A 22,564-nucleotide genomic window follows, 5' to 3' on the forward strand; every position below is an offset into this window, starting at 1 on the left:
CCGTGGACATCGACATGAGTGCCCTGCGGGGTCTGGTCCGGGAGAAGGAGATCTCCTTCGACCTGCTCGTCGAGGCGATCGAGTCGGCCCTCCTCATCGCGTACCACCGCACCGAGGGCAGCTTCCGGCGCGCCCGCGTTGTGCTGGACCGCACCAACGGCCACGTCGTCGTGTGGGCGACGGAGGACCCGCGGGACCTGGAGGAGGGGCAGGAGGCCAAGGAGTTCGACGACACCCCGTCGGACTTCGGCCGGATCGCCGCGACGACCGCCAAGCAGGTGATCCTGCAGCGTCTGCGCGACGCCGAGGACGACCTGACCTTCGGCGAGTTCGCCGGCCGCGAGGGCGACGTCATCACCGGCGTCGTCCAGCAGGGCAAGGACCCCAAGAACGTCCTCGTCGACATCGGCAAGCTGGAGGCCATCCTGCCGGTGCAGGAGCAGGTCCCCGGCGAGGAGTACACGCACGGCCTCCGCATCAAGGCGTACGTCGTACGGGTGGCGAAGGGTGTCCGCGGTCCGTCCGTGACCCTGTCGCGCACCCACCCCAACCTGGTGAAGAAGCTCTTCGCGCTGGAGGTCCCGGAGATCGCGGACGGCAGCGTCGAGATCTCGGCGATCGCCCGCGAGGCCGGCCACCGCACCAAGATCGCCGTCCGGTCCACCCGCTCGGGCCTCAACCCCAAGGGCGCCTGCATCGGCCCGATGGGTGCCCGCGTGCGCAACGTCATGGCCGAGCTGCACGGTGAGAAGATCGACATCGTCGACTGGTCGGACGACCCGGCGGAGATGGTCGCGAACGCGCTGTCACCCGCCCGGGTGAGCAAGGTCGAGGTCGTGGACTGGGACTCGCGCTCCGCCCGGGTGACCGTGCCCGACTACCAGCTGTCGCTGGCCATCGGCAAGGAGGGCCAGAACGCCCGCCTCGCCGCGCGGCTCACCGGCTGGCGCATCGACATCCGCCCCGACACCGAGGTGTCCCCGGACACCGACCGGGACCGGGGCGGGGAATAAATCCGGTACCGGTCGGAGCTGTCCGGCCGGTAGACAGGATCAAGACAGCAGATCTCGACAACATCCGTTCGATTTTTCGCCCGAAGGGGTGAGGTCGGTGCGGGGAGGTAGACTTAGGCGTGTCTGGCCGGACGCAAGCCCGCGCATGCCCCGAACGCACCTGTGTGGGGTGTCGGGAGCGAGCGGCCAAGAGCGATCTGCTGCGCATCGTGGCGGTCGGGGACGAATGCGTCCCTGATCCAAGCGGTACGCTGCCCGGCCGGGGCGCCTATGTGCACCCAGCCGTGGTCTGTCTGGACAAGGCGGTCCGTCGCAGAGCGTTCCCCCGGGCCCTTCGGTCCCCGGGAGCACTCGACACGACCGGACTGAGCAAAGCCGTGGCCGTCGTGGCCGAGGCGACACCGTAAGAAGTAGTACGGCACGGATACCCCGTGCGGTCAGGTACCTCGCGAGTTGGAAGTAGGTCGAGATTGCGATGAGCACTCGATGAGTACGCGATGAGTACGCCCATGAAGTAGCGACGGTCCGGCGTAACCCGGACCTAAAAGGAGCGAAGTGGCTAAGGTCCGGGTATACGAACTCGCCAAGGAGTTCGGAGTTGAGAGCAAGGTCGTCATGGCCAAGCTCCAGGAACTCGGTGAGTTCGTCCGTTCGGCGTCCTCGACGATCGAGGCGCCGGTTGTACGCAAGTTGACTGACGCACTGCAGGGGCCCGGCGGCAACGCCGGCAAGTCCGCTGCGAAGCCGGGCGCGCCCCGCAAGGCCGCCCCCGCCAAGCCCGGGGCTCCCACCCCGGGTGCCGTTGCACGTCCCGCTGCCCCGAAGCCCGGCGCCCCGGCCCCCAAGCCGGCCGCTGCCGAGGCCCCGGCCCCCAGCGTGTCCGCCCCGGTGACTCCGGCCGCTTCCGGCCCGCGTCCCGGTCCCAAGGCTCCGGCCGCCCCGAAGCCCGCTCCGGCGGCTCCCGTGGCGACCGAGTTCTCCGCGCCTCCGGCGGCCCCGGCCGCCCCGGCGCGCACCGAGCGTCCCGCCGGTCCCGGCGCGACCCCCGGCCCGCGTCCGGCGCAGCAGCGTCCCGCGGCCCAGGGCGGCCAGGCCGGCGCCCGTCCCGGCGCCCCGCGCCCGGCCGGCACCGCCCCCGGCGGCCAGGGACAGCGTCCCTCCGGTCCCGGTGGCCAGGCCCCGCGTCCGCAGGGCGCCCGTCCGGCCGGTCCCCGTCCGGGCAACAACCCGTTCACCTCTGGTGGCTCCACCGGCATGGCGCGCCCGCAGGCGCCCCGTCCGGCCGGCGCTCCCCGTCCCGGTGCCCCCGGCGCCGGTGGCGGCCAGGGTGCTCCCCGCCCGCAGGGCGGTCCCGGTGGCGCTCCGCGTCCCCAGGGTCCCGGTGCGGGTCGTCCCACCCCCGGCGGCATGCCCCGTCCGCAGGGCGGCGCCCCGCGTCCGGGCGGTGCTCCCGGTGGTAACCGTCCGAACCCGGGCATGATGCCGCAGCGTCCCGCTGCCGGTGGTCCCGGTCCCCGTCCCGGTGGCGGCCCCGGTGGCCGTGGTCCCGGTGCCGGTGGCCCGCGTCCCGGTGGTGGCGCCGGTCGTCCCGGTGGCGGCGGCTTCGCCGGCCGTCCGGCCGGTCCCGGCTCGCGTCCCGCGGGCGGCGGCGGCTTCGGCGGCCCGCGTCCGGGTGGCGGCGGCTTCGGCGGCGGCCCGGCCGGCGCCGGTGGCGGCGGTCGTCCCGGCTTCGGTGGCCGTCCCGGCGGTCCCGGTGCCCGTGGTGGCACGCAGGGTGCCTTCGGCCGTCCCGGCGGGCCCGCCCGTCGCGGTCGCAAGTCGAAGCGTCAGAGGCGCCAGGAGTACGAGGCCATGCAGGCCCCGTCGGTCGGCGGCGTGATGCTGCCCCGCGGCAACGGCGAGACCGTTCGCCTGTCGCGCGGTGCTTCGCTCACCGACTTCGCGGAGAAGATCAACGCCAACCCGGCGTCGCTGGTCGCGGTCATGATGAACCTCGGCGAGATGGTCACTGCCACGCAGTCCGTCTCCGACGAGACCCTCCAGCTCCTCGCGGGCGAGATGAACTACGAAGTTCAGATCGTCAGCCCGGAGGAGGAGGACCGCGAGCTCCTCGAGACCTTCGACATCGAGTTCGGTGAGGACGAGGGCGGCGAGGAATACCTCATGCCGCGTCCCCCGGTCGTCACCGTCATGGGTCACGTCGACCACGGTAAGACCCGACTGCTCGACGCCATCCGCAAGACGAACGTCGTCGCGGGCGAGGCCGGCGGCATCACCCAGCACATCGGTGCCTACCAGGTGGGCACCAACGTCAACGGTGAAGACCGCAAGATCACCTTCATCGACACCCCGGGTCACGAGGCGTTCACCGCCATGCGTGCCCGTGGTGCCAAGTCGACCGACATCGCGATCCTCGTGGTCGCGGCCAACGACGGCGTCATGCCGCAGACGATCGAGGCGCTGAACCACGCCAAGGCCGCCGGCGTCCCGATCGTCGTCGCGGTCAACAAGATCGACGTCGAGGGTGCCGACCCGGTCAAGGTGCGCGGTCAGCTCACCGAGTTCGGTCTGGTCGCCGAGGAGTACGGCGGCGACACGATGTTCGTCGACATCTCCGCCAAGCAGGGTCTGCACATCGACTCCCTGCTGGAGGCCGTCGTCCTCACCGCCGACGCCTCGCTCGACCTGCGCGCCAACCCGGAGCAGGACGCTCAGGGTATTGCGATCGAGTCCCACCTCGACCGCGGCCGCGGTGCCGTCGCCACCGTCCTCGTCCAGCGCGGTACCCTCCGCGTCGGCGACACGATGGTCGTGGGCGACGCCTACGGCCGTGTGCGCGCCATGCTCGACGACAAGGGCAACAACGTCGAGGAAGCGGGTCCGTCGACCCCCGTCCTGGTCCTGGGTCTCACCAACGTCCCCGGCGCCGGCGACAACTTCCTCGTCGTCGACGAGGACCGCACCGCCCGTCAGATCGCCGAGAAGCGTGCTGCGCGTGAGCGCAACGCCAACTTCGCCAAGCGCGTCCGCCGGGTGTCCCTGGAAGACCTCGACTCGGTCCTCAAGGCCGGTCTGGTCCAGGAACTCAACCTCATCATCAAGGGCGACGCGTCCGGTGCGGTCGAGGCCCTCGAGTCCTCGCTGCTCCAGCTCGACGTCGGCGAAGAGGTCGACATCCGCGTCCTGCACCGCGGTGTGGGTGCGGTCACCGAGTCCGACATCGCCCTGGCGATGGGCTCCGACGCCATCGTCATCGGTTACAACGTCCGTGCGGCCGGCCGTGCCGCGCAGATGGCGGACCGCGAGGGTGTCGACGTCCGCTACTACTCGGTGATCTACCAGGCCATCGAGGAGATCGAGGCGGCCCTCAAGGGTCTGCTCAAGCCGGAGTACGAAGAGGTCGAGCTCGGTACGGCGGAGGTCCGCGAGATCTTCCGCTCGTCCAAGCTGGGCAACATCGCGGGTGTTCTCATCCGCTCCGGCGAGGTCAAGCGCAACACCAAGGCGCGGCTCCTGCGCGATGGCAAGGTCATCGCCGAGAACCTCACCATCTCCGGTCTGCGCCGCTTCAAGGACGACGTCACCGAGATCCGCGAGGGCTTCGAGGGTGGTATCAACCTCGGTTCCTTCAACGACATCAAGATCGACGACGTCATCGCGACGTACGAGATGCGCGAGAAGCCCCGCGCGTAAGCGCGAGGCGGTTCGCACCGTGTCGTAAGCCCGGGGCCGGTCGGCGGAATATCCGTCGATCGGCCCCGGCCGTTGCGTGTACGGTTCTGGTGACCCTGCCGCGCGACGGCCGGCAGGCCACCGAACCCGCACCGGCGGGATATCCGGAACTGAATGTACGTGGGGACTCTGTCCTTCGATCTGCTCCTCGGCGACGTCCACTCGTTGAAGGAGAAACGCTCTGTCGTCCGGCCCATCGTCGCCGAGCTCCAACGCAAGTTCTCCGTGAGCGCGGCCGAAGTGGGCGACCAGGATCTGCACCGCAGGGCCCGTATCGGGGTCGCTCTGGTCAGTGGGGACGCGGGGTTCCTCTCGGATGTACTGGACCGCTGCGAGCGGCTGGTCGCGGCACGTCCGGAAGTGGAGCTGCTGTCGGTGAGACGGCGGCTGCACGGTGATGAAGACTGACTGCAAGACATAAGAAGGAGACGGACCAGTGGCCGACAATGCGCGGGCGAAGAAGCTGGCGGACCTCATCCGGGAGGTGGTGGCCGAGAAGCTGCAGCGTGGTGTCAAGGACCCCCGCCTCGGTACGCACGTGACCATCACGGACACCCGGGTCACCGGCGACCTGCGGGAGGCCACGGTCTTCTACACGGTCTACGGTGACGACGAGGACCGCGCCAGCGCGGCGGCGGGCCTCGAAAGCGCCAAGGGCGTACTGCGCTCCGCGGTCGGCCGGGCGGCGGGCACCAAGTTCACGCCCACCCTGACCTTCGTCGCGGACGCCCTCCCGGAGAACGCCAAGACCATCGAGGACCTCCTCGAGAAGGCGCGGACCTCCGACGCCCAGGTGCGCGAGGTGTCCTCCGGCGCCCAGTACGCCGGAGACGCCGACCCGTACAAGAAGCCGGGCGAGGACGCCGACGACTCCGACGAGGACGCAGCCGCGGAATGAGCACGCAGGTAGGTAAGACGCCGGACGGCCTTGTCATCGTCGACAAGCCGTCCGGCTTCACTTCGCACGACGTGGTCGCCAAGATGCGCGGGATCGCCAAGACCCGCCGCGTCGGCCACGCCGGCACGCTCGACCCGATGGCGACGGGCGTCCTCGTCTTGGGCGTGGAGAAGGCCACCAAGCTCCTCGGCCACCTCGCGCTCACCGAGAAGGAGTACCTCGGGACGATCCGCCTCGGCCAGAACACCCTGACGGACGACGCGGAGGGTGAGATCACCTCCTCGGCGGACGCCTCCGCGGTGACGCGCGAGGCCGTGGACCAGGGCATCGCCAAGCTGTCCGGCGAGATCATGCAGGTCCCGTCGAAGGTCAGCGCCATCAAGATCAAGGGCGTGCGCTCCTACAAGCGCGCCCGGGACGGCGAGGACTTCGAGATCCCGGCCCGGCCGGTGACGATCTCCTCGTTCCAGGTGTACGACATGCGGGACGCGGAGGCCGAGGACGGCACCAAGGTCGTCGACCTCGTCGTCTCCGTCGTCTGCTCCAGCGGTACGTACATCCGCGCGCTCGCCCGTGACCTGGGAGCCGACCTCGGCGTCGGCGGGCACCTGACCGCGCTGCGGCGCACCCGGGTGGGCCCGTACAAGATCGACCGGGCGCGGACCCTGGACCAGCTCCAGGAGGAGCTGACCGTCATGCCGATCGGCGAGGCGGCGGCCGCGGCCTTCCCGCGCTGGGACCTCGACGCCCGGCGGGCCTCGCTGCTCGCCAACGGCGTGCGGATCGACATGCCGGACGCGTACCCCGCGGGGCAGACGGTGGCGGTCTACGGGCCGGACGGCGTGCTGCTCGGTCTCGTGGAGAGCAAGGGCGGCAAGGCGAAGTCGCTGGCGGTCTTCGCCTGATCCGCCGGTCTCTCCGGACCCGCTGACCCGCTGATCCGCTTTGACGTGGAGCGGTGAGCGCACATCGCCTGCCGCTCACCGCTCCACGACCCCCCTCGGGTAGGTCTCTATCCAGCCGGACCCCCGTATTCACCCGTCCGGGCAGGCGCGCGGAGTGACTGGAGGGAGCGTAAGGGGGCGCTTTTGCCACCCGTGCTCCTCCTCTTGGCCTGCATGCGCCGGCTGCCCCGCCGGGTCCGCTACTCCCCGAAGGCCCCACCAGGCTTTATGCCGCCGCCCGGCGCCGGGGGCGCGGGCGGGCCCGGGTACTCGGGAAGGCAGGACGGCACCAGCGATGTCTCGAGCGAGCCGAAGGACACGTCCTTGGGATGGGCTCGGGACTGCCCGAGCACGAGGGTGCGCCCCGGCGGAAGCGTCACCGAGTTGATCTTCAGTACGAATCCGCTGCCATCGCGGCTGAGCAGCCCCTCCGCGGAGTCGAAACCACCGGCCGGCCATGCGGTGCACTGAGCCGCCGGGATCCGGGGAACCAGGGCGACGCTGACGCCCAGCGCGCGGAGTTCTCGCTCCATCCCGGGCGTCCCCTCGGGATGGAAGAGCCTGACCGTGATGGTGCCGTCGTTGCCCTTGGACCAGGCATACGCGGCCGAGGAGCCCCCATCGCCGCCGAGGACCGGCAGGGCGACCAGAAGGCCCGCGGCGGCCGCCGCCGCTGTCACGCCGACGGCGAGCGGCATCCGGAACCGGCGGGCGGGGGAACGGACGGAGAAATCGACCTGCTCCTCCAACCTGCTCCGGTCGGCGGCGATCGCCAGGAGCTCCTCCTTGAGGCGCTCCTCGAACCGGGTGGGCCTGCTGTTCATCGCGCTGCCTCCAACTGGTGTGCCGGGACGGGGTGTTCGCAAGACGTGGACGCGGTCCGCAGAATGCGCCGGGCGCGGTGCAGGCGGACCCGGACGGTGGCCTGGGTGACGCCGAGGGCCTGCGCGGCCTCGGCCGGGCTGAGGCCGTCCACGACGATCAGGTCGAGGACGGCTCGAAGCGGATCGGAGAGGGCGGCATGTCTCTCGGCGAGCGCCCGGAACGCCCGCTGGGCGTCGATCCGCTCCTCCAGCGCGGCGACGTCCTCTTCGTCGAGCAGCCGGCGGCCGCTCAGCCGCTCCAGTGCGCCGCGCTCGCGGGCACGGCCGCGGGCATGGCCCGCCAGGACATGCCGCGCGATGCCGTACAGCCAGGCGACCGGGACCCCGCGGTCGGGCCGGTAGCCCGGAGCGGCCTTCAACGCGGCGAGGAAGATGTCTGCCGTGAGGTCGGCCGCCAGATGCGGGTCCGCGACGCGGCGCGTGACGAAACCCAGAACCGCGTCTATGTGCTCCTGGTAGAACGCCCCGAATCCTTCGGGCGTGGTCAGATCCGGCGGTCCGATCCCCGCCCGCACGGTCTCCTGCTCGGTGCTGCTCACCGGGCCCCCTCCCTGGTATTTGGGGGCCCGTACGAGCCCCTCTACCCCCTACTTGGCCGCAGCCGCCCCCACCGTTACATCCGCGAGCGCGGGCTCCGCCCCGCCGAGGTGACACAGAGCGCCCCCAGCCAGATGCCGATGCGGGGCCCCGGGCACGGGCATGGCAGTCTTAGACCTGCAATCGGCAACCAGGACAGGGCCTACACGGTTCGGGCGAGGAGCGGTCACAGTGCAGCGCTGGCGTGGCTTGGAGGACATCCCCCAGGACTGGGGACGCAGCGTCGTCACCATCGGCTCGTACGACGGTGTGCACCGGGGCCACCAGCTGATCATCGGGCGAGCCGTGGCCAAGGCCCGTGCGCTCGGCGTCCCGTCCGTCGTCGTCACCTTCAGCCCGCACCCGAGCGAGGTCGTGCGCCCCGGCAGCCACCCGCCGATCCTGGCCCCGTACGACCGCCGTGCCGAACTGATGGCCGGGCTGGGTGTGGACGCGCTGCTGATCCTGCCGTTCACGGCGGAGTTCTCGCAGCTCTCCCCGGCCGACTTCATCGTGAAGGTGCTCGTCGACAAGCTGCACGCGCGCGCCGTCATCGAGGGTCCGAACTTCCGCTTCGGCCACCGGGCCGCCGGGAACGTCGACTTCCTCCGCGAGCTGGGCGCCACGTACGACTACGAGGTCGAGGTCGTGGACCTGGTCGAGCGCGGCGAGGCGGGCGGCGGCGTGCCCTTCTCCTCCACGCTGGCGCGCAGGCTGGTCGCCGAGGGTGACATGGAGGGCGCGGCCGAGATCCTGGGCCGGCCGCACCGGGTCGAGGGCGTCGTCGTACGCGGCGCCCAGCGCGGGCGCGAGCTCGGCTTCCCGACCGCCAACGTCGAGACGCTCCCGCACACCGCGATCCCGGCGGACGGGGTGTACGCGGGCTGGCTCACGGCCAACGGCGAGCGGATGCCGGCCGCGATCTCGGTCGGCACGAACCTGCAGTTCGACGCCACCGAGCGGACGGTGGAGGCGTACGCGATCGACCGGGTCGGCCTGGACCTGTACGGCCTGCACGTCACCGTGGACTTCCTCGCGTACGTGCGCGGCATGGCGAAGTTCGAATCGCTGGACGGCCTCCTCGAAGCGATCGCGGACGACGTGAAGCGGGCGCGGACGCTGACCGAGTCGTACGACGCGGAGCGCTGAGCCGGGTCGCCCCGAACGCGGAAGGGCCCGTACCTCCCCCGGGAGGTACGGGCCCTTCTCGTTGTCCGCCGCCGCCGTCAGCCGAGGCGCGGGTCGCGCGGGGGCTGCTGCGGGTGCTGGGGGGGCTGCTGCTGGGGCTGCCAGGGCTGACCGGGCTGCGGATAGGGCTGTCCGTACGGCTGCGGAGGCTGCTGGTACGGGGACGGGGCCGGGCCCTGGGGCTGGCCGTACGGCTGGCCCTGCGGCTGAGCCTGCGGAGCCTGCTGGTGCGGCTGCGGCTGCGGCTGAAGCTGGGGCTGGGGCTGGGGCTGTTGAGGTGCTCCCCAGTGGCCCTGGGGGGCCTGCTGGGCCGCGCGGAGGAAGTCCTCGGCGACGAGTGCGGAGAGGTTGAAGTACGCCTCCCGGGTCTTCGGCCGCAGCATGTCGAGGTCGACCTCGGCACCGGCCGCGAGGTGCTCGTCGAACGGCACCACGACGACGCCCCGGCAGCGGGTCTCGAAGTGCTGCACGATGTCCTCGACCTTGATCATCTTTGCGGTCTCGCGGACCCCCGAGATGACGGTGATCGAGCGGGAGACGAGATCGGCGTACCCGTGCGCGGAGAGCCAGTCGAGCGTGGTGCTCGCGCTGCTGGCGCCGTCCACCGACGGGGTCGAGATGATGATCAGCTGATCGGCCAGGTCCAGGACCCCGCGCATGGCGGAGTAGAGGAGCCCGGTGCCCGAGTCGGTGAGGATGATCGGGTACTGGCGGCCGAGCGTGTCGATGACGCGGCGGTAGTCCTCGTCGTTGAACGTCGTGGAGACCGCCGGGTCGACGTCGTTGGCGATGATCTCCAGGCCGGAGGGGGCCTGAGAGGTGAACCGCCGGATGTCCATGTACGAGTTCAGGTACGGGATCGCCTGGACCAGGTCCCGGATCGTGGCCCCGGTCTCGCGGCGGACCCGGCGGCCGAGGGTGCCGGCGTCGGGGTTCGCGTCGATGGCCAGGATCTTGTCCTGGCGCTCGGTGGCGAGGGTGGCGCCGAGGGCGGTCGTGGTCGTGGTCTTGCCGACGCCGCCCTTGAGGCTGATGACGGCGATGCGGTAGCAGGACATGACCGGGGTGCGGATCAGCTCCAGCTTGCGCAGGCGCTCGGCCTCGGCCGCCTTGCCGCCGAACCGGAACCCGGAGCGCTGGGGCCGGGGCTTCTGCTTGCCGCGCAGCAGGCGGTCCGAGGACAGCTCGACCGCGGCGGTGTAGCCGAGGGGCGCGCCGCCGCCGGTGCCCGGACCGGGCTGGTAGCGCGGGTCGTGCGGCTGCGGGCCGGGCTGGGGCCCGGCGGGCCACTGGGCGTTGGTACGGGGGTCGTACTGCGGCTGCTGGTGCTGCTGCTGCGGCGGTACGGGTGCGGCTTGCGCGGGCGGGAACGCGTACTCGCCCGCCTCGACGGGCGGCTGGGGCTGCGGCATCGGCTGCGCCGGTGCGGGAGCCGGGGGGAAGCCGTACCCGTCCTGCGGCGCGGGCGCGGGCGCGGGCGCGGCAGGGCCGGGGGTCGGGGGGAAGCCGTAGCCCTGCTGGGGCGCGGTCGCGGACGGGCCGGGTGAGGGAGGGAATCCGTACCCGTCCTGGGGCGCGACCGGGGCCGGGCCGGGGGCGGGCGGGAAGCCGTACCCGTCCTGCGGCGCCGGGGTCGAGGGGAACGCGGGCGGCAGCGCCGGGAGTTCGCCTCCGTGTCCCCCGAAGGGGGTTCCCACGGGCGGGTGAACCGCGTCCGCGGGGCTGACGGGTTTCGGTGCCTCCGGCGCGGGGACCGCGTCGCGGGGCTCGTCCTCCGCGGCGGCGGGCCCGGCGCTCGGGAACGGGACGGGCGTCCCGTCGGGCGGGGTGTCCTGCCGCTGGGCGGGGACGGGCGCCTCGAGGGAGGCCTTCACGAGCGGTCCGGGCGCGTCCGAGGGCTCGGCGGCGAAGGGCGCCGGGACCTGGACCGGAGCCGGCAGCGCGGGCGCGTCGACCGGAGCCGGCAGCGCGTGCGCGTCGGCCGGAGCCGGGAGCGCCGGGAGGGCGGGGGGAGCCAAGGGGGCAGCGACCGGCGGAACGGGTGCCTCGGCCAGGGGGGCGCCAGTGCCGTCGGCCGGTGCCGGCGGGGCCGGGAACACCGGGGGCGTGTCGGCGGGTGCCGGTGCCGGGTACGCCGGGGGCGTGTCAGCGGGGGCCGGTGTCTCCGGGGCCGCGGCCGCGGCCGGTACCGGGAACGCCGAGGGCGCAGACGTGTCGGCCGGGGCGCTGAAGGGAGCCGGGGCCGGGGCCGGTGCCGGGAACGGCGCGGGCGGGGCGGCGTTCTCGGCAGGCGCAGGCGCAGGCGCAGGCGCCGGAGCGGGGAAGGGGGACGGTACGCCCGCGCCGTCCGACGGCGTGCGCGGGACCGGCGGCGCGATCCGCATCGTCGGGGGCGAGGCCACGTCCGACGGGCGGTGGGGTTCGAAGCCGCTGCCCTCGGGCAGGCCCGGTACGGGGGTGGCCGGAGCCGCGCCCTGCGTGTACCAGGCCGGCGGGGTGTAGTCGATGGTGAACTCGCCCGTCACCTCGGGCTCCGCGTCGGACTGATCGTCCGTCGGGACGTCCCAAGTCCCGCCGCGCCTCTCGTTCCGATCGCCGCTCACTGGTCCTCCTGGTCTGTCGAACACTGGTCCGGCGCCCACCTCGACGCCGCGCCCACGCTCAGCCTAATCGTGCGCGCCGACGCCAGTGTCCGCCCCCGTGGGACGGGCCGCGGGGCCGGGCCCTGCGGGCCGCCCCGGTGGCGTCGTCCTTCCCGTCCTGCCTACAGGGTGGCCGCCTCCTGAGCAACCGTCACCGGGCCCGGGACACGATGTGCCGGCGGGGCCGGACGGGGCTCAGTCGATGCGGCGGGACGGGCCCAGGAGGCCGGTCTCGGCCTCCGTGCCCTGGGTCATCACGAACTGGCGGTCCCGCGGCGTGCACCACAGGGTGACCCCGTCGCCCAGCGTCGGCAGCGAATCCACGGCCGCCCGCGGCAGGTTCATCAGACGGCCGAGCTGCTCCGCCTCGTCCGGGGACACCCGCTGGACGCCCACCAGCGAGGAGTTCTGCAGCAGCCGCGGCGCCGTCGGGCTCAGGTACGGCAGCAGGGTCAGCACCGACTGCCAGGGCCCCGCCACCACGCGTCCGCGCGGCGGCCGCATCCCGCAGTCCCGGATCACCAGCACCGGGCTGCCCGCCGACGCGCCCTGCGGCGGCACCCGGCCGACCTCGTGCAGCGTCACGCACTGCTGCCCGCCGCCCGCCGCCTGGGCCAGCCCGGACCACACCTGCCCGCGCCCGGTCTCCACCGCCACCCGGGCCCCCGTGGCCGCCGCCCGCAGCGCCATCACCTGAGCCGTCCACAGGCCGCCGATCAGCGTCACCTCGTACGGCGTCGGCCGGTTGATGCCGAGCACCGCCGGGCGCCCCTCGGCGTCCACGCCGATGACGACCCCGTCGTCCCCGACGGGCAGCGCCAGCGCGTCCAGGTCCACCGCCGGGACCGCGTGCCGTTCCCGGCGCGGGCCGATCAGCCCGAAGCCGCCCCTCATCGCGCCCCTCCCAGCGGCAGTGAAGCCAGCAGCCCCGGTACCTGTTCACGGTCGAGCCGGACCAGCCCGGTGCGCACACCGCGGGCCGTCCGTTCCAGTTCCCGGCGGGCCGCCACGAGTTCCTCGTCGCTGCGCCCCGTGACCCGTACGTGGCCGGTCAGCGTCACGCCCTGGCGCTCCGCCGGAGCCATCGTCAGGCTGAAGTTCGTCGCCAGCGCCGGCAGCGAGGTCAGCAGCGCCACGAACTGGGGCAGGGACGCCGCCCCGCCGCCGCCGAGCTGCGGCCAGCGGGCTATCCAGTACGTGGTGTGCCGCCGGTCGTCGCAGCGCCAGATCCGCGCCGTCTCCTCCGTCCGCCGGCCGGTGCTCGCCGAGCGCCCCGCCTGCGTGATCGCCATCGGGTTCGCGCACGAGGACGTGGCCAGTGCGCCTGTCAGCTCCTGTTCGGTGAGCACGGTGGCCCGGAACCCGGCCCCAGTGAGCCGGCTCGCCAACTGGTCGGCCGCCCGCACCACACAGCGCTGCGCGCCCGCGAGTCCGCCGCCGCGCGCGGTGACCGCCTCGGGGCACAGCTCCGGGTCGAGCTTGAGCGCGATCCAGGTCAGCCGCACCGCCGGGGTGCCCGTGGCGGCCTGGAGCGGCGCGTAGTTGCGGGTGGCCATCGACTGGGCCGGCAGGTGCGGGGCCGGCGCGGGCTGCGTGTGCTGCACCAGCTGGGCGGATTCCAGCCGGATGCCGTCGACTTCGAGGATGTCCCGTACGAGCCCGAGCGGAAGCGGCCGCGCACCGCGGTCCGGCCGCAGCGCGGTGGCGTCCATGTCCACCTGGACCACGGCGGTCAGGAACGTCCCGTCACCGACCATGCCGACGGGCCGCCGGTCACGGTCGCTGAACGTGAGGGTCCGCAGCGCCGGATCGGCCTCGACGAGCGGGGCCAGCCCCGGCTCGGTGCCCGCGGGCACCGCGAACGACGCGGCCCGGCGGCGCCGCGAGCGCAGTTCGAGGGCGCCGCCGAGCCACTCGGGCAGGGAGCGCTGGTGGCGGCGTACGACGGCGAGCACCACCAGGGCGAGCGCCAGGACACCGGCGGGCACCAGCAGCATCGGCTCCACGACCCAGGCCACCAGCAGGGCGGCCACGGCGATCTGGAGCAGGACGAGTTGTTGCAGTCGGAACGGGCCGAAGCGGCCCGGGCTCGACTTCGGATACGGCGTCACCCCGCCGCGCGCGGGTGCGGGCGCACCCGTCTGCGGCTGCGTCGCGGTGGCCATCAGGCGCCCACCTCCCCTTTCTCCCCCAGCTACCGCCGGGAGGTGCCCCCAGGGCCGTGTCCCCGCGCTGAATTCGTGCGGTCCGGAAGGCAGCGAGCGGCGGCCTCACCCTACCCGGCCCGTACCCACCCTCCGTCAAGAGGCATAGTAGGTGCCCGGTCCGACAATCGAGGCCCGGGGACCGTACTCACCGACCGGGCCGTGCGGGGAGAAGCAGCCGGTCATGGCATCACGACGTGATGAACTCAACGCGTACACCTTCGCGAAGCGGCGCACGGTGTCCGCGTTCCTCCAGCCTTCCGCCACGGGCTCCGAGGAAGGCGCGCCGCGCCCGCTGCGCGCGGTCCTGCCCGGCCTGATCGCGGGAGCGCTCGTACTCGCCGGGTTCGGCGCCTGGGGGATGTTCAAGCCCCAGGCCCCCAAGGGCTGGGACGAGGCCGGTACGAAGGTCATCGTCGGCAAGCAGTCGACGACCCGGTACGTGGTGCTGACGACGAAGGTGAACGGCAAGGACCAGACCCGGCTGCACCCGGTGCTCAACCTCGCCTCCGCCCGACTCCTGCTGGATCCGCAGAAGTTCAAGGTCATCCAGATCGACGACAAGGTCCTGGACGCGGGCAAGCCGCCGCGCGGGCCCATCATCGGCATCCCGTACGCGCCGGACCGGCTGCCCGCCCCGCAGGACGCGGGCAAGGCCAAGCGGTGGGCCGTCTGCCAGGCGCCGGGCGGCAACGGCAAGACCGTGCAGACCGCGACGTTCGTCCTCGCCGACCGCGAGGCGGGGCTGATGGACGACGCCCGCAAGCTCACCGACACGCAGATGCTGTACGTGCAGAGCGCGGGCGGGGCCAAGGAGCGCTACCTGGTCGACGCCTCGGGGACGAAGTACAAGTTCCCCGAAGGCGGCCCGGACGCGGCGAAGATGACGAACGCACTGGTCGGCAGCACCGGCGCCACCCCGCAGCAGGTCACCGAGTCCTGGCTGGCCACCCTCAACTCCGGGGACGACCTGGCCTTCCCGCAGCTGCCGGTGGCGGCCGGCACCAAGGCGGACGTCCAGGGCCTGACCACGGCCGACAACAAGGTCGGCATGGTGCTGATGGCGCAGACCGGCTCCGGCGCGCAGCACTACGTCGTCCTGCCCGGGAAGGTCGCCCCGGTCTCCGACTTCATGGCGTGGCTGCTGATTTCGGCGCCCGCGACCGACGGCCTCAACATGCACGGCAAGCCCCACGAGGTCGACCTCCAGTCCCTCACCCCGGACGCCACCGCGTTCAAGGGCGAAGCCAAGTGGCCGCAGAAGAAGGCCGACCGGATCAACATGACGGCCGCGGCGGACGCCGCGAATGCCCAGGGCGCGGCCGCCCAGGGCGCCGGCGCCCGCGACACCGTCTGCAACGTGCTGCGCTCGGTCGACGGACAGGGCAACCAGACGCTGAGCACCTGGGCCGGCACCGGATTCCCCATCGACATCACCGCCAGCGGCACCAGCGCGTACGTCACGCCCGGCTCGGGACTGCTCTACACGCAGGTCCAGGGGCGGCAGACCACGGCGGGCGGCGCCCTCTTCCTGGTCACCGACACCGGCCTGCGGTACGCGGTGCAGGCCAACGGGGACAGCGACGCCGAGAAGTCGAAGATCGGTGCCCCCGACCAGCAGAGCGGCCAGCCCGCCGCCGACGGCCGGCCCGAGGCCAGCCAGGCGCAGATCCGGCTCGGCTACGGGACCGTCACACCGGCCCTGGTGCCCATCGCGTGGTCCGAGTTCCTCTCGAAGGGGCCGCGCCTGGACACCAACTCCGCCCGCCAGCCCCAGGGTTCGTGAGGACGCCGCCGATGCCGATCCCGATGCCGAAGCCGATGTCCCCGTACGCGCGCGGTGCGCTCGTCTGCGCCGCGCTCGCCGTCGCCGCCCTGTCCGGTACGACCGCCACGGCCGGTGCCGCCGCGGCAGCGGCTCCGTACCCGGAGCCCGTCAGCGCCCCGGCCGCCCCCCTCGCGCTCGCGGGCGCGGGCGAGTGCACCTTTCCCATGAAGAAGCAGATCGCCGACCGCCCCTGGGCCCTGCAGCGGCTGCTGCTCGACGCGCTCTGGGCGCAGACCAAGGGCAAGGACAAGAGTGGCAAGCCCGTCCGCGTCGCGGTCATCGACACCGGTGTGGACCGGGCGAACCCGCAGCTCAGCGGGGCCATAGACGTAGGTGCGGGCAAGGACCTCATCGATCCCAAGGGCGGCGACGGCACCACCGACACCGTCGGCCACGGCACCAAGGTGGCCGGGCTGATCGCGGCCCGCCCGCAGGAGGGAACCGGCTTCGTCGGCCTGGCCCCCGACGCCACGATCATCCCGATCCGGCAGAACGACGGGCAGGGCAAGGGCAACGCCCAAACGCTCGGCCAGGCGATCGACCACGCGGTGTCCAAGGGCGCCCAGGTCATCAACATCTCCCAGGACACCGACGTCCCGCTGAGCGCCGACTCCGAGCTCGGCAAGGCCGTCCAGCGGGCCGTCGACGCCAAGATCGTGGTCGTGGCCTCGGCGGGCAACGACGGCATGACCGGAGAGAAGCGCAAGACCTACCCGGCGGCCTTCCCCGGCGTCCTCGCCGTCGGCGCCTCGGACCGCAACAACGAGCGGGCGGCGTTCTCCCAGCCCGGCGACTTCATCGGCGTCGCCGCGCCCGGCGTGGACATGGTCTCCACCGTCCCCGGCTTCGGCCAGTGCATCGACAACGGCACCAGCTTCTCCGCGCCTTACGTGGCCGGACTCGCCGCCCTGCTGCGCGCCAAGCACGAGGACTGGACCCCGCAGCAGATCATCTGGCAGATCCAGGGGACCGCCGAGCGATCGGTCAACGGCCGCGACGACTACGTCGGATGGGGAGTCGTCGACCCGGTGCGCGCGGTCACGCAGGACCACGAGGCGCCCAAGGCGCCGGTCCCGGACCCGGGCCCGCCCCCGGCGGCCGCGCCCGAGGCGGCGGCGCTGCGGATGACCGAGACGGCGCAGGAGCGCGAGGAGCGGTACAGCACGTACGCTCTCGGCATCGCGGGCGTGCTGATCGCGGTCATCGCGGGCACGGCGACGGTGGTGCGCGACGCCCGCAAGCGCCGGGGCCGTTTGCAGTGAACCGTCACAGTTCATCAACGGTAGCGGCCCACTGGTGTTGGGCCTGTCAGATGAACTGGCTAGAGTGACACCAGGCTTCACGACTGTGATCGGGGGATCGCGTGAGGCGGAGGGGATTTCCGGTGGTGCGTGGCTCAGATCCGCGCCCGGAACCTCCCTTCCGCTGCGCAATCCGCCGGTTCTGCCGGCGAATTGAGAAGTGAGGAGCTTCGGATGAGCAATTTCGGACTCGCAGACGATCCGATCGTCCAGGCGAAGAACAAGATCGAGACGACGGCCCGTGCCGTCACCACCCAGTCCCGCGAGCTGGCCGACATCCTCGCCACGGTGAGCGCCGGCTGGACCGGTGTGGGTGCCTCGGGCTTCGTTTCCGCCCAGACGGTCGTCAACGAGGACCACGACGAGATCCGTCGTCTGCTCGGGGTGCTGCACAACGCGGTCGCGCAGACCAAGAACCTCAGCAACGCGCAGGACGACGACGTGCGCGCGGCGTTCAAGACGGTGCAGGCCGGCGCGGGCCAGGGCGGCTCGGGCCTCAACGGCATCTGACCTGCCGCGCAGGTCTTACGACGTCACGTCGTTCCCACTCAACTCAGCGTGAAGGAGTACAACATGTCCGGTCCCGACGGCGGGCACACCAAGGTCCGGTATGAGAGCGTCCAGGAGATGGCGAACCGCATCCGCGTCGTCTCGAAGAAGATCATGACGGACCTGGAGGAGATGGACCAGGCCCTGAAGGTCGTCACGGACACCTGGGACGGTGAGGCGCACCAGGCGTACGTCACCCTCCAGGGGAAGTACAAGGGCAAGGCCGACCACATGCACAAGCAGCTGGAGCAGGTCGCCACGCTGATCGAGCGCGGCAAGGGTGACTACCGCGCCACCGACGTGAAGGCCTCGCGCCTGTTCACCGAGGCCTACTGAGCCCGGTCGACCGCATGCGAAGAGGGGCGCGCCCGATCAGGGCGCGCCCCTTCGTGCCTTCCCGGCGTACGGGACTCAGCGCGGACCGCGGTCGAGGTCGAACTCCCCGTCCCTGGCCCCGAGCACGAAGGCCTCCCACTCGGCCGCCGTGTAGCGCAGGACGGTGTCCCGGTCGAGCGAGGACCGCATGGCCACCGCGCCCTCGGGCAGCCGCGCGATCTCGACCCGCTCCTCGTCGGGGCTGGACCCGGGAGGCCCCTCCCACTCCACGCCGCTGATGTCGAGCGCGTACAGCTCGTCCTTCTCCTGCTGAGTGCCCATGTGCGGCCTTTCCCTCGGCGGTGCGGTGCTCCCGCGGTCTTCCCTCCCGATTATCGGTGCTGCGGGCACCCGCGGGGGAGCGTTTCCCGTTGATCACAGGAAAGCGGGGCCCGGCCGTCGGCCGGGCCCCGCTCCTCGTTCGTGCTCCTCCCCAGGCGCCCCTTACATCTCCGGCAGGCGGCCCAGCTGGACCAGCGACGTGCCCCGCTTGCGCGAGGAGAAGTACGCGCGGCCCGGGGGCATCGGGCGGGGGCGGACGTTGCCGATCAGGTCGCCCTCGGACGGGTCACCCGACAGGACCACGCCCTGCGCGCCGAGCTCCTTGAAGCGCTGCATGAACGGCTCGTACAGCGAACGCGAGGCGCCCGCCGAGTTGCGCGCGATGATGAAGCGGACACCCGTGTCGCGGGCGAACGGCAGGTACTCCACCAGCGGGGCCAGCGGATTGCCCTGGCTCGTGGCCACCAGGTCGTAGTCGTCGATGACGATGAACACGTCCGGGCCCGTCCACCAGCTGCGGTCGCGCAGCTGCTGCGGAGTGACGTCGGTCGGCGGCTGGCGCCGGGAGAACACCCCGCCCAGCGCCTCCATGTGCGTCTGCAGGGAGCTCGCCATCGGCGCGTACTCCAGCAGGTGCTCCTCCGGCAGCGCCCCGAGCAGGCTGCGCCGGTAGTCGCCGACGACGAGGCGGGCCTGGTCCGGGGTGTACCGCTGGGCGATCTGCTGGCAGATCAGCCGCAGCAGGTTCGTCTTGCCGGACTCGCTCTCGCCGAACACCAGGAAGAACGGGTCGCTCTCGAAGTCGACGAACACCGGCTCCAGGTCCGTCTCGTCGATGCCGATGGCCAGCCCGCGGCCCGGCTGGTCCCCGCCCCGGGGCAGCTGGTCGGCGTGCAGCAGCCGCGGCAGCAGCCGTACTCCGGGAGCCGCGGCCCCCGCCCAGTTCTGCTTCACCGCCGACACGAAGGCGGCCGTGGCCTCCGACAGCTCCTCCGGGTCGTGCGCGCCGTCGATCCGCGGCAGTGCGCCCAGGAAGTGCAGCTTCTCCGCGACCTGGCCGCGCCCCGGCATCCCGGTCGGCACGTTCGCCGCGACCTTGCGGTCGAACTCGGAGTCCATGACGTCGCCGAGCCGCAGCTCCAGCCGGTTCAGCATCTGGTCCTTGAGCGCGGCCCGCACCTCCATGTACCGCGCCGCCGTGATCACCACGTGGATGCCGTAGCCCAGACCGCGCGAGGCGATGTCCGTGACCACCGACTCCAGGCCCTCGTACTCGGTCCGGAAGCCGCCCCAGCCGTCGATGACGAGGAACACGTCGCCCCACGCCTCGCCGGGCAGCTCGCCCGCCGCGCGCCGGCGCCGGTACGTGCCGATCGAGTCGACGTTGTTCGCGCGGAAGAACTCCTCGCGGCGGTTGAGGATGCCCCCCACCTCCGCGACCGTGCGCCGCACCCGCTCCGGGTCCAGGCGCGAGGCGATCCCGCCCACGTGCGGCAGCTCGGAGATCGACGACATGCTGCCGCCACCGAAGTCCAGCCCGTAGAACTGCACCTCGCGCGGCGTGTGCGTCAGCGCGAACGAGGAGATCAGCGTCCGCATCAGCGTCGACTTGCCCGACTGCGGGCCGCCGACCACCATCATGTGGCCCGCCGCACCCGAGAAGTCCCGGTACAGCACCTCACGGCGCTGCTCGAACGGCTTGTCGATGAGGCCGAGCGGTACGACGAGCCCGCCGGGCCGCGTGTACCCCTCCGCGTGCAGCCCCCGCTCCGCCGAAGGAGCCAGCGCCGGCAGCAGCTGGTCCAGCGGCGGGGCCTGGTCGAGCGGCGGCAGCCACACCTGGTGCGCCGGCACCCCCTGCCCCTCCAGCCGGCCCACGATCACGTCCAGCACCGTGTCCGCGAGCGCGTCGTCCTCCCGCTGCGACTGCGCCGCCAGGTACGCCGGGTCCGGCGCCGCGTACACGACCGGCACCGGGGTCGCCGTGAACAGCGCGGGCCGCCGCTCCACCGGGAACAGCCCGACCGACAGGTCCGGTCCGCCCGAGCGGTAGGTGCCCGAGACGTACGCCGCCTTGAAGCGCGTCATCTCGTCCGTACCGAACTTCAGGTAGCCCGAACCCGGCACCGAGGGCAGGTGGTACGCGTCCGGCACGCCGATCGCGGTGCGCGACTCCGCCGCCGAGAAGGTCCGCAGACCGATCCGGTACGACAGGTACGTGTCCAGCCCGCGCAGCTTGCCCTCCTCCAGGCGCTGCGAGGCCAGCAGCAGGTGCACGCCCAGCGAACGGCCGATGCGGCCGATCTGGATGAACATGTCGATGAAGTCGGGCTTCGCCGTCAGCAGCTCGCTGAACTCGTCGATGACCAGCACCAGCGAGGCCAGCGGCTCCAGCGGGGCACCCGCCGCGCGCGCCTTCTCGTAGTCGTGGATGTTCGCGTAGTTGCCCGCCGAGCGCAGCAGCTCCTGCCGGCGCTGCAGCTCACCGCGGATCGAGTCGCCCATGCGGTCCACGAGCGTGAGGTCGTCCGCCAGGTTGGTGATGACCGCGGCCACGTGCGGCATCTGCCCCATGCCCGTGAAGGTCGCACCGCCCTTGAAGTCGGCGAGTACGAAGTTCAGCGTCTCCGAGGTGTGCGTGACCGCCAGGCCCAGCACCAGCGTGCGCAGCAGCTCCGACTTGCCGGAACCGGTCGCGCCCACGCACAGGCCGTGCGGGCCCATGCCCTCCTGCGCCGCCTCCTTCAGGTCCAGCATGACCGGAGCGCCGTCCTCGCCGACACCGATCGGCACGCGCAGCCGCTCACCGGCCGAACGCGGCCGCCAGGTGCGGGCCACGTCGATCGAGGCCGCGTCGCCCAGGTTCAGCAGATCCGTGAAGTCCAGGTTGGCCAGCAGCGGTTCGTCGTCGTCCCCGCCGCCCGTGCGCAGCGGCGCCAGCTGCCGCGCGAGCGCCTCCGCCGCCGGCAGCGACAGCGTGTCCGGTACGCCCTCGTACGCGATCCCCGCGCCCGACTCCAGCCGCAGCCGGCCCGGCCGCACCACGACCGACAGCCCGCCGCGCGGCTCGTCCAGCTCGCCCGCGACCACCTCCACGATGGTCACGCCCTGCAGCCCCTCGGCCGCCGCGAACGCCGAGTCCGGCGGCACCAGCCCGCCGCGCGAGTTCGCGTCCAGTACGACGACCAGGTGCGGCTGGTCCAGCACCGGGGACACGTCGCGGCTGAACCGCGGCCGCCCCTCCAGCCGGGGAGCCAGCAGCCCCTCCAGCTCGGTCAGGTCATCGCTGAACAGGCGCTTCGTACCGGCCCCGTCGACCTGCCCCGGCACCTGCGTGTGCGGCAGCCACTTCGTCCAGTCCCAGGACGGCACCGCCCCGGGCGCCGCCACCACGGCCACCACCAGGTCCTCGGGGGAGTGCAGCGTCGCCAGCTGCGCCACCAGCGCCCGCGCCGCCCCGCGCGCCGACTCCGGCTCCCCGGACACCGTCACGTGGTAGAACGCCCGCAGCGACACGGCCACCGGCAAACCGTCCAGCGAGGAGTGCACCTTCAGGAAGCGCTGCATCGCGCCCGCCGTCAGCGGCTCCAGCTCATCCACCGGCGCCGTGTCCGGCGCCACCAGCGCAGTCGCGAGACGCTGAGCGCCCAGCCCGAGCCGGGCCTGCCCGAAGTCCTCGTCGCCGACGCGCCGCTCCCACAGCCGCGAGCCCTCGGCCACCACCGACCACAACTGCTCGGGGGCCGGGTGCAGATACAACTGGGCGTCGCGCTGCGCCCGCGCGGTCCTGCGGACCTGACGGCGGGTCTGCGCGAGGTATTTCAGATAGTCCCGGCGCACATCGGCCATTTGCCCCTGCGTACCGCGCCGATGGCGCACCAGCTGGGCCAGAACCATGCCCACCGTGGACACCAGCATCAGCACACCCATGATGCGCATGAAGGGCGCCGCACCCGGCATGAAGAAGAAAACGACCGACGAGCCCATGCCGAGCATCGGCAGGAGCTGCATCAGCATGCCCTCCTGCTGCCCGCGGGGAAGCTCCGGCGGAGCCTCCAGCCTCAGCTCGTCCGAAGGAACTTCGGGCGGCAAGGACCGCGGCGGGCGTTTGACGACGATCTGACTCACCGGAGCATCAATCCCTCGAA

The 22,564-nt window shown here is 72.4% G+C and carries 18 protein-coding genes; 11 read left to right on the forward strand and 7 right to left on the reverse strand.

Going from position 1 to position 22,564, the window contains the following annotated elements; translation table 11 throughout:
- Positions 1–2 precede the first annotated feature (2 nt).
- The 6 genes from nusA to truB all read left to right on the forward strand — a co-directional run bounded on the left by nusA (position 3) and on the right by truB (position 6,548).
- Positions 3–1,013 (forward strand): transcription termination factor NusA, encoded by a 1,011-nt coding sequence (nusA, locus tag ADK52_RS31030; protein WP_053693187.1) that lies wholly within the window; start codon positions 3–5, stop codon positions 1,011–1,013.
- Positions 1,014–1,132: 119 nt separating this feature from the next.
- The gene (locus ADK52_RS40690) at positions 1,133–1,420 is read left to right on the forward strand and encodes a YlxR family protein (protein ID WP_078988735.1); all 288 of its coding nucleotides are present in this window, start codon (positions 1,133–1,135) and stop codon (positions 1,418–1,420) included.
- Between the two features lie 148 nt (positions 1,421–1,568).
- Entirely contained in the window at positions 1,569–4,706 is a 3,138-nt protein-coding gene (infB, locus tag ADK52_RS40695; RefSeq protein ID WP_078988736.1) for a translation initiation factor IF-2, read from the forward strand.
- Positions 4,707–4,859: 153 nt separating this feature from the next.
- Entirely contained in the window at positions 4,860–5,153 is a 294-nt protein-coding gene (locus ADK52_RS31040) for a DUF503 domain-containing protein (RefSeq protein WP_030651158.1), read from the forward strand.
- Positions 5,154–5,181: 28 nt separating this feature from the next.
- Positions 5,182–5,643 carry a 30S ribosome-binding factor RbfA gene (gene rbfA / locus ADK52_RS31045; RefSeq protein ID WP_030708679.1) on the forward strand — a complete coding sequence of 154 codons (462 nt, stop codon included), beginning with the start codon at positions 5,182–5,184 and terminating at the stop codon, positions 5,641–5,643.
- Complete coding sequence (gene truB, locus ADK52_RS31050) at positions 5,640–6,548, forward strand: tRNA pseudouridine(55) synthase TruB (RefSeq protein WP_053693188.1); 909 nt, start codon at positions 5,640–5,642, stop codon at positions 6,546–6,548. The genes rbfA and truB overlap by 4 nt, the downstream gene beginning before the upstream one ends.
- 239 nt (positions 6,549–6,787) lie before the next feature.
- On the opposite strand, the gene ADK52_RS31055 is transcribed toward truB, so the two are convergent.
- Both ADK52_RS31055 and ADK52_RS31060 read right to left on the reverse strand, forming a co-directional pair.
- Positions 6,788–7,411, reverse strand: a complete 624-nt coding sequence (locus ADK52_RS31055; protein WP_053693189.1) for a hypothetical protein — start codon at positions 7,409–7,411, stop codon at positions 6,788–6,790.
- Entirely contained in the window at positions 7,408–8,010 is a 603-nt protein-coding gene (locus ADK52_RS31060; protein ID WP_078988737.1) for an RNA polymerase sigma factor, read from the reverse strand. Before ADK52_RS31060 ends, ADK52_RS31055 begins: the two co-directional genes overlap by 4 nt.
- Positions 8,011–8,239: 229 nt before the next feature.
- Between ADK52_RS31060 and ADK52_RS31065 the strand changes: the two genes are divergently transcribed.
- Positions 8,240–9,196, forward strand: coding sequence for a bifunctional riboflavin kinase/FAD synthetase (locus ADK52_RS31065; protein ID WP_078988738.1), 957 nt, complete (start codon positions 8,240–8,242; stop codon positions 9,194–9,196).
- Between the two features lie 77 nt (positions 9,197–9,273).
- On the opposite strand, the gene ADK52_RS31070 is transcribed toward ADK52_RS31065, so the two are convergent.
- From ADK52_RS31070 to eccE, 3 genes are all read right to left on the reverse strand, one after another.
- A complete protein-coding gene (locus tag ADK52_RS31070; protein WP_053693191.1) occupies positions 9,274–11,838 on the reverse strand; it encodes an SCO5717 family growth-regulating ATPase in 2,565 nt (854 codons plus the stop codon).
- Between the two features lie 234 nt (positions 11,839–12,072).
- The gene (locus ADK52_RS31075; RefSeq protein ID WP_053693192.1) at positions 12,073–12,771 is read right to left on the reverse strand and encodes a hypothetical protein; all 699 of its coding nucleotides are present in this window, start codon (positions 12,769–12,771) and stop codon (positions 12,073–12,075) included.
- Positions 12,768–14,042, reverse strand: a complete 1,275-nt coding sequence (gene eccE, locus ADK52_RS31080; protein WP_053693193.1) for a type VII secretion protein EccE — start codon at positions 14,040–14,042, stop codon at positions 12,768–12,770. The genes ADK52_RS31075 and eccE overlap by 4 nt, the downstream gene beginning before the upstream one ends.
- Before the next feature lie 223 nt (positions 14,043–14,265).
- Here eccE and eccB point away from each other — a divergent pair, with 223 nt between their 5' ends.
- The 4 genes from eccB (at position 14,266) to ADK52_RS31100 (ending at position 18,095) form a co-directional block, all read left to right on the forward strand.
- Complete coding sequence (gene eccB / locus ADK52_RS31085; protein ID WP_053693194.1) at positions 14,266–15,867, forward strand: type VII secretion protein EccB; 1,602 nt, start codon at positions 14,266–14,268, stop codon at positions 15,865–15,867.
- Positions 15,868–15,878: 11 nt separating this feature from the next.
- Complete coding sequence (mycP, locus tag ADK52_RS31090; protein ID WP_420714960.1) at positions 15,879–17,171, forward strand: type VII secretion-associated serine protease mycosin; 1,293 nt, start codon at positions 15,879–15,881, stop codon at positions 17,169–17,171.
- 213 nt (positions 17,172–17,384) lie between these two features.
- Positions 17,385–17,720 carry a WXG100 family type VII secretion target gene (locus tag ADK52_RS31095; RefSeq protein ID WP_030859748.1) on the forward strand — a complete coding sequence of 112 codons (336 nt, stop codon included), beginning with the start codon at positions 17,385–17,387 and terminating at the stop codon, positions 17,718–17,720.
- A 63-nt stretch (positions 17,721–17,783) separates the two neighbouring features.
- Complete coding sequence (locus tag ADK52_RS31100; RefSeq protein WP_053693195.1) at positions 17,784–18,095, forward strand: WXG100 family type VII secretion target; 312 nt, start codon at positions 17,784–17,786, stop codon at positions 18,093–18,095.
- A 75-nt stretch (positions 18,096–18,170) separates the two neighbouring features.
- On the opposite strand, the gene ADK52_RS31105 is transcribed toward ADK52_RS31100, so the two are convergent.
- Both ADK52_RS31105 and eccCa read right to left on the reverse strand, forming a co-directional pair.
- Positions 18,171–18,416 (reverse strand): DUF397 domain-containing protein, encoded by a 246-nt coding sequence (locus ADK52_RS31105; RefSeq protein ID WP_030161442.1) that lies wholly within the window; start codon positions 18,414–18,416, stop codon positions 18,171–18,173.
- A gap of 162 nt (positions 18,417–18,578) precedes the next feature.
- Positions 18,579–22,544 (reverse strand): type VII secretion protein EccCa, encoded by a 3,966-nt coding sequence (gene eccCa / locus ADK52_RS31110; protein ID WP_053693196.1) that lies wholly within the window; start codon positions 22,542–22,544, stop codon positions 18,579–18,581.
- Positions 22,545–22,564: the final 20 nt, after the last annotated feature.

The sequence above is a fragment of the Streptomyces sp. WM6372 genome (assembly GCF_001279655.1).
Classification (GTDB): Bacteria; Actinomycetota; Actinomycetes; order Streptomycetales; family Streptomycetaceae; genus Streptomyces.

Coding starts and splice junctions, on each gene's coding strand:
- mycP (WP_420714960.1), top strand. CDS start 15,879: ATGCCGATCCCGATGCCGAAGCCGATGTCCCCGTACGCGCGCGGTGCG.
- ADK52_RS31075 (WP_053693192.1), bottom strand. CDS start 12,771: ATGAGGGGCGGCTTCGGGCTGATCGGCCCGCGCCGGGAACGGCACGCG.
- ADK52_RS31040 (WP_030651158.1), top strand. CDS start 4,860: ATGTACGTGGGGACTCTGTCCTTCGATCTGCTCCTCGGCGACGTCCAC.
- ADK52_RS31055 (WP_053693189.1), bottom strand. CDS start 7,411: ATGAACAGCAGGCCCACCCGGTTCGAGGAGCGCCTCAAGGAGGAGCTC.
- ADK52_RS31105 (WP_030161442.1), bottom strand. CDS start 18,416: ATGGGCACTCAGCAGGAGAAGGACGAGCTGTACGCGCTCGACATCAGC.
- ADK52_RS31095 (WP_030859748.1), top strand. CDS start 17,385: ATGAGCAATTTCGGACTCGCAGACGATCCGATCGTCCAGGCGAAGAAC.
- eccE (WP_053693193.1), bottom strand. CDS start 14,042: ATGGCCACCGCGACGCAGCCGCAGACGGGTGCGCCCGCACCCGCGCGC.
- eccB (WP_053693194.1), top strand. CDS start 14,266: ATGGCATCACGACGTGATGAACTCAACGCGTACACCTTCGCGAAGCGG.
- truB (WP_053693188.1), top strand. CDS start 5,640: ATGAGCACGCAGGTAGGTAAGACGCCGGACGGCCTTGTCATCGTCGAC.
- ADK52_RS31100 (WP_053693195.1), top strand. CDS start 17,784: ATGTCCGGTCCCGACGGCGGGCACACCAAGGTCCGGTATGAGAGCGTC.